At 60.1% G+C, this 11435-nt stretch carries 10 protein-coding genes; all 10 read left to right on the top strand.

The window, feature by feature from the left end; all coding sequences use genetic code 11:
* Positions 1-45: 45 nt before the first annotated feature.
* The 10 genes from DYST_RS03500 to icmH all read left to right on the top strand — a co-directional run bounded on the left by DYST_RS03500 (position 46) and on the right by icmH (position 11433).
* Positions 46-1200, top strand: a complete 1155-nt coding sequence (locus DYST_RS03500; RefSeq protein WP_239950089.1) for a hypothetical protein — start codon at positions 46-48, stop codon at positions 1198-1200.
* Between the two features lie 107 nt (positions 1201-1307).
* Entirely contained in the window at positions 1308-2429 is a 1122-nt protein-coding gene (locus tag DYST_RS03495; RefSeq protein WP_239950087.1) for a hypothetical protein, read from the top strand.
* Positions 2430-2611: 182 nt separating this feature from the next.
* A complete protein-coding gene (locus DYST_RS03490) occupies positions 2612-2857 on the top strand; it encodes a PAAR domain-containing protein (protein WP_199039259.1) in 246 nt (81 codons plus the stop codon).
* A 313-nt stretch (positions 2858-3170) separates the two neighbouring features.
* A complete protein-coding gene (locus tag DYST_RS03485; RefSeq protein WP_239950085.1) occupies positions 3171-5177 on the top strand; it encodes a type VI secretion system Vgr family protein in 2007 nt (668 codons plus the stop codon).
* A 4-nt stretch (positions 5178-5181) separates the two neighbouring features.
* Complete coding sequence (locus DYST_RS03480; RefSeq protein WP_428993956.1) at positions 5182-5727, top strand: DUF6931 family protein; 546 nt, start codon at positions 5182-5184, stop codon at positions 5725-5727.
* 32 nt (positions 5728-5759) lie between these two features.
* The gene (gene tagH / locus DYST_RS03475) at positions 5760-7040 is read left to right on the top strand and encodes a type VI secretion system-associated FHA domain protein TagH (protein WP_428993980.1); all 1281 of its coding nucleotides are present in this window, start codon (positions 5760-5762) and stop codon (positions 7038-7040) included.
* 32 nt (positions 7041-7072) lie between these two features.
* Entirely contained in the window at positions 7073-7714 is a 642-nt protein-coding gene (locus tag DYST_RS03470; protein WP_102304084.1) for a response regulator transcription factor, read from the top strand.
* 349 nt (positions 7715-8063) lie between these two features.
* Positions 8064-8651, top strand: coding sequence for a helix-turn-helix domain-containing protein (locus DYST_RS03465; RefSeq protein ID WP_239950079.1), 588 nt, complete (start codon positions 8064-8066; stop codon positions 8649-8651).
* 120 nt (positions 8652-8771) lie between these two features.
* A complete protein-coding gene (gene tssK, locus DYST_RS03460) occupies positions 8772-10109 on the top strand; it encodes a type VI secretion system baseplate subunit TssK (protein ID WP_239950077.1) in 1338 nt (445 codons plus the stop codon).
* A gap of 4 nt (positions 10110-10113) precedes the next feature.
* Positions 10114-11433 (top strand): type IVB secretion system protein IcmH/DotU, encoded by a 1320-nt coding sequence (gene icmH, locus DYST_RS03455; protein ID WP_239950075.1) that lies wholly within the window; start codon positions 10114-10116, stop codon positions 11431-11433.
* The last annotated feature ends 2 nt before the right edge of the window (positions 11434-11435 follow it).

The raw sequence follows: 11435 nt of genomic DNA, 5'->3' as shown, positions 1-11435 counted from the left end.
GCCCTGTGCGACAGGTCGTCAACATTGCAGCATGGGATTTCAGCCGTGACCATCATGACTTTTGCCGCGTTCAAGAAACTCACTGCAAAGAACTTCAGTCTCCGCAACGGTGCGATAGGAGACATTGATACCGCGCTCAAGACGTATCACACACCGCCGGCCACGAAAGATAAGTTGAATACGCTCAAACAAGCGATCGATGCCTTTAAGCAGGTGAAGAATCTAAAGCATGGGGACTACACCCTGAGCGGAAGGGAGGGAAAGAGTGGCGTCACGTTGCTCGGGACGCAGGTTGAAGAAGCGCTAAAGCCGGCGCCTCTTGTGACAGCCAGCACATTGGTTTCGGTTCACGGCAACCTTCGGCAGGTCCAGCAAGGGCCGGTGGGTGCATTTCCTTCCGGGACAAACTACCGAGTGGGTGCAGAGAACACGCGAATGGAGGGCTGGTCTTATGCACCATTCGACCCCGTCGAGTTCTCTTGGACATCTGCGATTACCTCCGGCTTCCATGGCGCACTCTCGCTTTCACAGACGTCTCGCGTCACCGAGGCGCTGCGCCGAGCCAAGATGGCGCTTGGCTTTGCCCATCGGGCAATGATCCGGATTAGCAAGGTGACGAGCTTTTCATCCCCGGCAACCACGGAAGAAGCGCTCTATATCAGTTCGTTCGGGAGTTACGATGCCAAACGCATTGCCAGGGTTATGCGCAACTTCACGGTTCTGAAGCTCGCGATTGACCGAGGGCCGCGCATCGTCGATATGCGCGATACTGACTATGGATTGAGATGCTATGCGGCCTGCTTTCGTGGAACGTTGGGCCAAACGGATGGTGGTACCGGTCAGGTCAGCGTCTTGTCTGCGCTTACGGTTTTCCTGGGTCGAGCCTTCTTCGTCTCGGGCACGATGAACTACGGGGACTCGACCGATGCAACGGTCGGAACGCTCGTTCACGAATTTGCTCATGGCGCTATCAATGCAGTCGATGTGCCTCCTGTCGATGCGTCAGGTACCTGGTTGCACGCGCGCGAATCGGATATCCCGACCGATCCAAATTTCGGTGCGTCGACGGACAATTCGGTCCAGGCGAGTACCGCACCCACCGTCAAGTTGCTCGGTCAGCACAAGCCCGACTACGCGATCGTGAACGCCGACAGCTACGGCCAGTTTGCTTCAGGCATGCTCCGGCATTACGGCGGCTAAGGATTGGAGAAAGGACCTTCGCGGACCACGACTGGCTTCACCCACGTAGAAAGGACGTCCCATGGCTCAGTTCCGGGGTCATCCATCTCTTTGCGGAAGAAAATTCTATGGATACAAAATCAATAGCGGTGAAATTCAATATTATCGGTATCGACGATAAGTTCTATGTTCAGCTCGATACGTACATGGATGGCGCATCTAGCGATTGGTTGAACCAGCATGCCGGCCTCTTCATAAAGTCGGTGAATCAGGAAATCAAAAAATTCAATTTGCTGGCTCGATTCATTGGCAAGGGAGGCGAGTTGCGTAAGAGGTGCGAGTGCTTGAGGGTGACTGCCACGCACCTGACCGATAAGCTCGATCTCGCGACCATTGCTCACCTTAATCTGGACAACTGGGCTCTTCTGTGTGGCCGTGTCGAGCCCCTGGTGCTTGATGACAGGAATCTGCTTCGTTCCTTTTGTGGCACGCGAAAGATCTCTGATCTCCTTGGTTTGATATTTCCGGTTGGTCTGGTGGGGGATGCTGCGGCTTATGCGTCAAGATCGCTGGTTGTGTTGCTGTACGCCTTGCGCAATGGCGGCGATCCGAAATGGCTGTCAGGAGACTCGATGAAAAGTCTCGTTGCCTTGTTTGATGCCGGGCGCACGCCGAAATCGGGATTTCATAGTTTCACGCAATGGGGGGCGGCGAACTACAACACTGTTCAAGAGAACATCGATGGGCATTTCTTGAAACATGTTTGCGCTTATTCGAACAAGATGCCGGCGGAAGCTGTTTTTCCCAGTGAGGCAGCTTGGTGGTGGAAGAAATTTGACTTGAGCTTGCGCTATGACCAGGTGTTGCCGTGCATCACGGACCCTGGCGACAGGAATGCGCTACAGAGTTTCTTCACTAAGTCGGGTGACATTGATCGAGGCAAGCTTGAGTCGTTCCTTAAGACGGAAACCATAAAAAATAGTGCGCAACTTCAGAGCATGCTTATCGGAAGGGGCGCCGATATCTATAGAAAGTATGCGTTGTCCCTCAGCAAGGTGATGGCCACGGTGGCGGTGACTTGCTCAAGCGGCAAAGCGTTCGTGTGTGGATATCACTTGGCCGATGAGATTTTTATATGCGGAAGAATTGACGCCAATGGCTTCGGTATTTCGTCATGTTACAAATCACTGAATCTCCCCAAGAAAATGAAGTCGGACGAGGATCAGCGCATGTGGTTGCTTCGCGCTTGATGGAAGATAGGGGCGCGCACCGCCGGATCTGAAGCAGGTAAATAGCTGCGCTATGCCGTATTGCCATCAAGCAGCCCGGACTGGCTTGAAAGGGGTCATGGGATTCGCTGCTTGAATCCGCACTACACACTGGAGGACCCGTGCAACCCGCTGCTCGCCTCACCGATCTGCACACCTGTCCCATGGTGACGGGTGTGGTCCCCCACGTTGGTGGCCCCGTGTCCGCCCCGGGTGCTCCGATGGTATTGATCGGTGGTCTGCCAGCCGCCCGCCTGGGTGATATGGCAGTGTGCGTAGGGCCGCCGGATTCAATCATCGTGGGCTCGCCGACCGTGCTGATCGGTGGCCAGCCCGCGGCACGCCTGGGAGACAGTACGGCGCACGGCGGGGTCATCGTACTGGGATGTTTTACCGTGCTGATCGGGTGAGATCGGCCTGCGTGGATCATGCGTGAAGCGGCCTTCACATAAGCGTCCAGCGATGGGTGATGTGCCAACTTGCGGACGTGGATGCCCGGCGCTGTGTCGGGCTGCGAGGGCGCAACGTCCTCGAGCCGGACACCCCCATTTTCGGGGGTAACCATGGCCTGCGCGTATAGCTCAGTCTCGCCAGGATGCGGCCGCAGCCTGCCGCACCCACCGCGTGAGACGAAGTGACGGGCAGTTCGACTCGCCTTTCGCTATCTATGTGGTTTGCCGGCCGCGCCATGGCGATAGGACGGCGCACCCTGGAAACCGAACGATGGCCCACGCGATCACTCTGTCCAGCGACCTCGGCGACAAGCTGCTGTTTGCCAGCATGCGTGCCGATGAGCAGCTGGGCCGTTTGTTCCGTTATGACATCGAGGTATTGAGCCAGGACGACAAGGTAGACCTGCGCGGGCTGTTGGGCACGTCGATGACGGTGAAGCTGGTCACGACGGATGGCTACACGCGGTACTTCAACGGCGTCGTTGTGGAGGCGGCCCAAACCGGGTTCCGCACGGTCGATAAGCTGAGCTATGCGATTTACCAGGTGGCCTTGGTGCCCAAGCCTTGGCTGCTGACGCGCAAGGTGGATTGCCGCATCTATGTCGACCAGAGCGTGCCGGACATCGTGCGCGCCGTGCTGGGAGAAATCGGCTACGGCGATCTCAAGCTGAGCCTGAGCGGCAATTACGACACGCGTGAATACTGCGTGCAGTACCGCGAGGACTATTTCAATTTCATCAGCCGCCTGCTGGAGCAGGAGGGCATCTACTATTTCTTCACGCACTCCGCCAGCACACACACCATGGTGCTGGCCGATGCACTTGGTGCGCACGCGCGTACGCCGTCATTCGAGAAGATCCCGTATGCGCCGCCTGTGCAGCAAGGCAAGCGCGATGCGGCGTCCATCGAGGCATGGCAACAGGTGCGCGGCGTGCACGCTACCAAGGTGCAGCTCACGGACTACGACCCGCTCAATCCGAAGACCTCGTTGTTGGCTACCGAGGAGATCGGGCATGCCGACGACTGTCACGAGATCTCGGGCCTGGACGTGTTCGATTACCCGGGTTCGCATGTTGTTTCGACCACGGGCGGGCATTACGCCCTGGTACGCGCCGAAGCGAACAATGTTCGCCGCTCGCGCTACGAAGGACGTACCAACGCCTGCGGCATGATGATCGGGGCGTTGTTCGAGTTGAAGGATTTTCCGCTTAGTGCCTGGAACCAGGAGTATCTGGTGACGGCCACGCGCATCCAACTGACGGAGAGTGGCTACGCCTCTGGCGACAACGGCGCCGAGCCTTTCACCTGCGAACTGGAAGCGATCGAAAGCAAGCTGCCGTTCCGCAGCCTGCCACTGGCCATCAAGCCCGCCATCGTGGGTCTGCAAACTGCCGTGGTTGCCGGCGATACCGCCGAAGACATTGCGGTGGACAAGCACGGCCGCGTCCAGGTCATCTTCCACTGGAACAAGCTGGATAAGCCTAACGGCCGGCAGTCCTGTCCGGTGCGCGTGGCTTCGCCGTGGGCGGGCAAAAGCTGGGGCGCGGTGAGCATTCCGCGTGTGGGGCAGGAGGTGGTGGTGAGCTTTCTGGAGGGCGATCCGGATCGGCCGCTGATCATCGGCAGCGTCTACAACGCAGACAATCCGCCGCCCTACAGCCTGCCCGACAACAAGACGCAGAGCGGCATCAAGAGCCGCAGCTTGCAGGGCGGCACCGAGGACTACAACGAAATCCGCTTCGAGGACAAGAAAGGCAGCGAGGAACTGTTTCTTCACGCACAAAAGGACATGCGCGAGGAGGTGGAAAATGACCACGTCGTCGAGATTTCGCACGACCAAACGGTCACGGTGAAGAACGACCAGACCGAAACCGTGCAGCACGATCGCAAGCTCAGCGTGGGCAACGACGACAAGCTGGACGTGACCCAGAACGCCACCACCAGCGTCGGTCAAACCTTCAAGCTCACCGCGGGCACCGAGATCCAACTGGTGACCGGCGCGTCTAGCATCGTGATGAAGAGCTCCGGCGAGATCGAGATCAAGGGCGTCAACATCAAGATCAGTGGTGACGTGAGTGTGAAGGTTGAAGGTCAGGTCGACGTGGGCGTGAAAGCCGGAGCCACCATGGACATCGGCGCGGGTGCGAGCCTCAAAGTGCATTCGGACGGCATGCTGGAGGTCAATGGCGCTGCCATGACCACGGTGAAGGGCGCCATGCTCACCTTGAATGGCGAGGGCATGGCCAAGCTGGGTGGTGGCATCACCATGATCGGCTGAGGAGATGCCCATGTCCGTCTTGTTGCAAGCCGCCCGCCAGATGGAGCTATCGCCTGACGCCATCGCGCGACTGCGGTCGGAAATGACGCCGCAGTCTGCCGTGCGCGATCTGCTGGATGCCGGCTTGACCACGGATGCCCTGAAGTTGCTGGCGAGGCTGCTGCCTAAGCGCTATGTCGTGGCTTGGCTGTGCCAATGCGCACGCGAACAGCGCCTCGACGGTGAGGGAATGGCAGGCGCTTCACTGGCAGAAAAGTGGGTGCGCGATCCGAGTGAAAACAACCGACGCGCTGCTTTCGATTTCGCGACGGCGGGTGGATACGGCTCGCTTGGCGCTTGGATTGCCGCTTCGGCGGGTTGGGCGGGCGGGAGCCTTGCACCGGCGGCGCAGGCCACGCCCGTGCCACCGGCGGACCATTTGACGGCACGCGCCGCGGTAGCCGCCATCAACCTGTTGGCCGCGCTGGTGTCGGACGCATTTGAGGTGCGGCGCATCGCTTTCATCGGGCATGCCATGGGCTTGCTCGACGTAGAGCGTGTGGGCGCATAGGCCTACGCCTGCCATTGACTGAAAGAAGGGAACTGAGTGTGTCTAAGACCTTGATCCTCGCTGTCGTTGGGCAGCAGGCTGCGCAATTCGGCAGCCGCGGCCAAAAGGCGTTCGAAGAGCAGGGCGGCAGTATCGGCCGCTCGGAGGACAGTGCCTGGGTGCTTAATGCATCCGGTGTGTCGCGCACGCACGCCATGATCCGTTTTCTCAATGGCCTGTATTTCGTGGAGGATCGCAGCACCAATGGCATGCTGCTCAACGGCGCAGCGCTGGCCAAAGGCGAGCCATCCGCACTGAATCACGGCGACCGTCTGCAGATCGACACCTTCGAAGTAGAGGTGGCATTGCAGGATGGTACTGCCGCCGAATCCGATCGGACCCATGTCGCGCCGACACCGGCGCTTGCGCCATCGCCACCGCCCGCGCGCGAGCCTTTCGATCTGGACATGCTCGACCTCGGAGTAAGTCCTGGTCGGCTCTCCGCCATGGACAGTCTGATCGACGGCCCGAGTCCCGCGATGCCTGGCGGCAGCCTGGATCCGCTGAGTTTTCTGGACGCACCGCCCGCGCCTTCACCGCAAGCCAGCACGGCTCAGGCATCGCCGAGCTGGAACCATACGCCCGGTGTGGAGGATCACTTTCGTCCACCCGGCGCCGTCGGGCAACGACCGGCGCTGCCAGAGAACTGGGACCTGACCATGGGTGACTTTGCATCGCCACCGGCGGTAGCGAGTCCGACGCCAACCCAGTCAACGCCACCGCCCGTGGCCGCTGCACCGATGTCGGCGGAACTCGAGCAGATCTTCCGCATCGTAGTGGATGGCGTGATGGATGTGCTGCGTGCCCGCGCAGAGATCAAGAACACGTTTCGTCTTCCGGTCACCATTATCCAGCGCTCGGAAAACAACCCGCTGAAGTTTGCGGCGACGTCCGAGGAGGCTATGCAGAAAATCATGGCGCCACCCAGCGCAGCCTTCCTGGCCGGCAGCGCCGCGTTCGACGATGCCTTCGACGACATTCGCTGCCATCAGATGGCCATGCTGGCCGGCATGCGCGCCGCGTTCGATTCCTTGCTGTTCCACTTTAATCCCGACCGCTTCGAGCGCGAGACCGACAGCGCCGCGCGTCGATCGGCATTCTCAGGCAAGGGCCGCTATTGGGACCGTTATCGGGAGAACTTCGATGAGTTGTCGAAAGATCCCGATGGATGCTTCCGCCGCCTGTTTGGTGATGAGTTCGCACGTGCCTATGAAGCCCAGCTAGCGCGACTCAAGTCAGCGCGGCGGGCGGCTATGGCGCCAACGCGACGCTGATCGGGCGACCATCAAGACAGGGGACGAAGAACGTGTCTGCCATCCTATTGATCGACGACCATGCCATGTTCCGTGAAGGCATCGCGCTAACTATCGCGCAGGAGTTCCGAAATACGCCCATCCATGCCGTATCCACCGGCAAGGAGGCGATGGCTGTACTGAGTGCGAACAAAGAGATCGACCTAGTGATGATGGACATCTATTTGTCTGACATCGCGGGGAACGTATTGCTTCGCTATCTGCGCCAGTTACGGCGAAGGCTGCGGATTCTGGTGGTGTCGGCATCAAGGGATCCGGTGGATGTCCATCGTGCGCTATCGGCCGGTGCGCACGGGTATATCCACAAGAGCTCGGATAGTCATGGGTTGTTGGATGCCATGGCCTGCGTGCTGTCCGGGCACGACTATGTGCCAGCGGCTTTCGCCCAGGCGGGCGCCCAGGCCATGCGCGCGGATGACGCCGTGCTGCTCGGCAGGCTTACGCCGCGACAAACCGAGGTGCTGCGTTTGGCGTGCGAAGGCCTGCGAAATGGCGAGATTTCAAGCAGGCTCGGCATGGCCGAGAAGACGGTAAAGGCCCATATGTCGGCGGTACTCGCCGTGCTCGATGTTCCCAATCGCACCCAGGCGACGATTGTGGCCAGGCGCGGCGGTCTTCTGCGCAACTTGATGTAGTGATCAAACGGCGTGTGAAGCAAGAGAAGGTGTAGTTGACGTGTGAAATGGTTCTTCCGAATCGCTTTCAGTCGCGTGATTGAAAGACGGAAGCGTGTGTCCGCAAGAGTGTCGTTATCAGGGTTTGCGTAGGACTTTTTGCCGAATATCCGTATCGATCTCAGGACTTTGGTCCGATGCGGAAAGGCCACCACAATTCTATGCTCTCAGACGAACAAGAAGCGATGCGACTGACGCGCTGCTTGTTTTGAGGCTAGTCATCTCTCTGATCCGCCCACAGATGATTTCGCCTCGTACGCACTGCCTTGGGATAGGTGGTGCGGTTCCGTCTAGCGACAGGGGGCTAAACATGAGTGTGGAAAGAGCATGGCGCACGCCGTGTGTGACGGCGTTTGCGGATGAAATGGTGCACGCCTCAACGACTATGGCCAGTGACATGGCGCTGGTCGGTGCCGTGGTGTATCCGGATTTTGGAGTCGATCTGCATCGGCGCATTCGCGCCTATATCGATGCAAACCTTGGCGACGAAGCGCTGGGTATCGCCTCGCTTATTCGCGCGTTCGGCGTGTCCCGATCCACCTTATGTCGCCTGTTTGGGGACGAGGGTGGTGTCAGTCGATACATTCGCCAGCGCCGTCTTGGTTATGCGTACAAGCATTTGATGGATGAGCCACGATGCAGCATCACCTGGCTCTTGTACGAACTCGGGTTCGCCTCTGAGCGCCAGTTTCAGCGAGCGTTCCACGCGACCTACGGCATCTCGCCGGCGCAATGGCGCAAGCGTTGCCGTGGCACGTGCCTGCAGGCGCAAGCAGCGTGTATCAAACAGGGCGAGGGTGACGGAGACGAGTTGTACGACACCACGCTGGCGTCGGAAGGCATCACCTTCGCATCCGACCGCATGAGACGGAATGCCGGGTGCGGCTCCAAACCATGAACCACACTTGCCGACAGTCGATCGTTCGTTCGCGCCACGTGTCCATTCGCGGCGCCTGCCGGAGTGGCCGGGTGCTGCGCGCGACGACCCGGTGACTATCGCAATGGACGGGCGCGACTGATGACTCAGAACAACAAAGTTGTTTGGAGCGAGGGTCTGTTCCTTCGTCCGCAGCACATGCAGCAGCAGGAACGTTATCTGGAGCGTTTCGTAGCGCTGCGCAGCGAAGCCTTGCGACCCTACGCATGGGGCTTCACCGAGCTGGAGTTGGAAACCAACTTGCTCGCCATGGGCAAGTTTGGCATCCGTCGCGCGCGCGGCGTGTTTCCGGATGGCACGCCATTCGCCATGCCAGGCGACGACCCGCTGCCGCCTGCGCTGGATATCGATCCTAACTGGCGCGACCAGACCGTTTATCTCACCTTGCCGCTGCGTTCGCCGTCGCAGCCGGAAAGCGGTTGGCCCGATGCACCAGACGACAAACTGTTCCGCTATCGCGTGCGTGAAACCGAAGTGGGCGATGCCTCGGGTAGCGTGGAAGGTACCGCGCTGGTGGAGGTGGGAGGGCTCAGTAGTCGTCTGCTGCCTCATTCGCATCCGCTGGAAGGGCTTTCGCGCATTCCACTGGCGCGCATTGTGGAGTGCCGATCCGACCAGCGAGTGGTGCTGGACGAAAGTTTCATACCCAGCGTGATGAGTTGCCTGGCGGCCTCTCGCCTGAGTATGTTTCTGGTCGAATTGCTTGGCTTATTGCATCAGCGTGGCGAGGCGCTTGCCGGTCGCGTGACGCAGACCGACCGTGGCGGTGCGGCTGAGATCGCCGACTTCCTCCTGCTGCAAGTGGTGAACCGTTATCAACCGTTGGTCGCACATTGGTCTGCGGCGCCGGTGGCGCATCCCGAGGACCTCTACCGCATGCTGGTGGAAATGGCGGGCGAGCTGGCCACGTTTACTTCCACGGGCAAGCGTTCCCCCACTTTTCCGGCCTATCGGCAGGACGCGCTGCAGGAAAGTTTCGAGCCAGTGTTGATGGCATTGCGCCAGAGCCTCAGTGCGGTGATGGAGCAGACGGCAATTCCCATCCCGTTGCAGCAGCGGAAATACGGTGTGTGGGTGGCGATCGCGTCTGACCTTAGCCTGCTGGACACTGCGGCTTTCGTGCTGGCTGCTAAAGCGGATCTCAAATCGGAAGACCTACGCCGACAATTGCCCGCGCAGGCAAAGATCGGCCCGGTGGAGAAGATCCGTGATCTGGTGAATCTCCAGTTGCCAGGCATCGTGGCGAATCCGCTTGCCGTGGCGCCACGACAAATTCCCTATCACTCGGGCTACGTGTATTTCGAGTTCGACAAGAACTCACCCATGTGGCGCGAGCTGAAAACGTCGGGGGGCATCGCCTTCCATTTCGGTAGCGAGTTCTCCGGTCTAGATCTGCAGCTGTGGGCCATCAGGGGATGAGCAGATGAACATCGAGCGGCCTTACGACGATGATCCGATGCGTGACGCCACGATAGTGCGCCCGCGCCAGCATGGTGCGCCGGCAGCGTCGACGCCGGCACCAGCGCCAGCGCCCAGGCCGCCCGCAATGGAACCCGAGCGTACAGACATCAGCGAGTTCCTCGGTGGCGGCATGAATCCACTGGTGCAGGCTGCCAGTCCCTTGCTTCTGCTTGGCGTGCAACTGAGGCACAGTGCGGCGCCACCCAATGCGACGCATCTGCGCGAGCAGGCGGTGGTGCAGGTACACAAGTTCGAGCACCGCGCGAAAGAAGCGGGCATTTCCGCGCAAACCATGACCGCGGCCCGCTACGTGTTGTGCACCATGCTCGACGAGGCCGTACTCAGCGCGCCGTGGGGCGACCAGAGTGGCTGGTCGCAGAAGACCCTGCTGGTGACGTTCCATGGCGAGAGTTACGGCGGCGAGAAGTTCTTCCAGATCCTCGAGCGGCTATGTAACGACTTCACCACGCATATCGACTTGATCGAGCTGATGTACGCCTGTCTTGCGCTAGGTTTTGCGGGGCGCTACCAGGTTGAAGCCGGGGGCCGCGCCAAGCTCGCCGATTTGCAGGAGTCGCTCTACCGCCAGATCAAGGCAAAGCGTCCGCCGCCGGCCGACGAGCTTGCGCCGCATTGGCGAGGCATCGAGGATCGGCGCAACCCGCTGATGCGCTACGTGCCGCTATGGGTCGTAAGGGTTGCGGCTGCCGCCGTACTGGTGGGTGCCTTCGTGTACTTCCATGTCCGCCTGAATGCGGTATCCGCACCGTTGAGCGCGCAGGCAGCACGCATCGGCCTGTCGTCGGCCGTACCGCCCGCAGACACCGCGCGGCCGGTGGCGGCGCACAAGACCCTTAAAGAACTGTTGGCCGCTGAAATCCAGGCAGGGCAGCTTGGCGTTGATGAGCAATCGGATGGAAAAGAGCTGTTGCGCCTGAACGCGGCGACCATGTTTTCCTCGGGCGGTGTCGACGTCGATTCGTCGCAGTTGCCGTTACTGCGGAAGATCGCCGAAGCGCTCAATCAGGTGCCCGGTCGCGCCATCGTGGTGGGTCATACCGACGACCAGCCGGTGCGCTCACTGAAGTTCAAAGACAACTACGAGCTATCAGCGGCGCGTGCGAAGGCTGTCAGCACCATCCTCGCTCAATCGCTGGACAACCCGGCGCGGCTGGAATCCAGCGGTGCCGGCGATTCGCAGCCGATCGCGCGCCCGCCGGAGCTGCCCGCCAACCGCACGCGCAATCGTCGCGTCGAGATTCTGTACCTTCCTGGGAGTTGAGC

The organism is Dyella terrae, from assembly GCF_022394535.1.
In the GTDB taxonomy this organism is placed as follows: Bacteria; Pseudomonadota; Gammaproteobacteria; order Xanthomonadales; family Rhodanobacteraceae; genus Dyella.
Note: the sequence above shows the minus strand (reverse complement) of the source record. Positions and strands in the feature narration are given on the sequence as shown.

Excerpts from the sequence above, each read along its gene's own strand:
- DYST_RS03495 (WP_239950087.1), top strand. The coding sequence starts at position 1,308 with ATGGATACAAAATCAATAGCGGTGAAATTCAATATTATCGGTATCGAC.
- DYST_RS03490 (WP_199039259.1), top strand. The coding sequence starts at position 2,612 with ATGGTGACGGGTGTGGTCCCCCACGTTGGTGGCCCCGTGTCCGCCCCG.
- DYST_RS03485 (WP_239950085.1), top strand. The coding sequence starts at position 3,171 with ATGGCCCACGCGATCACTCTGTCCAGCGACCTCGGCGACAAGCTGCTG.
- DYST_RS03480 (WP_428993956.1), top strand. The coding sequence starts at position 5,182 with ATGCCCATGTCCGTCTTGTTGCAAGCCGCCCGCCAGATGGAGCTATCG.
- DYST_RS03465 (WP_239950079.1), top strand. The coding sequence starts at position 8,064 with ATGAGTGTGGAAAGAGCATGGCGCACGCCGTGTGTGACGGCGTTTGCG.
- tssK (WP_239950077.1), top strand. The coding sequence starts at position 8,772 with ATGACTCAGAACAACAAAGTTGTTTGGAGCGAGGGTCTGTTCCTTCGT.
- icmH (WP_239950075.1), top strand. The coding sequence starts at position 10,114 with ATGAACATCGAGCGGCCTTACGACGATGATCCGATGCGTGACGCCACG.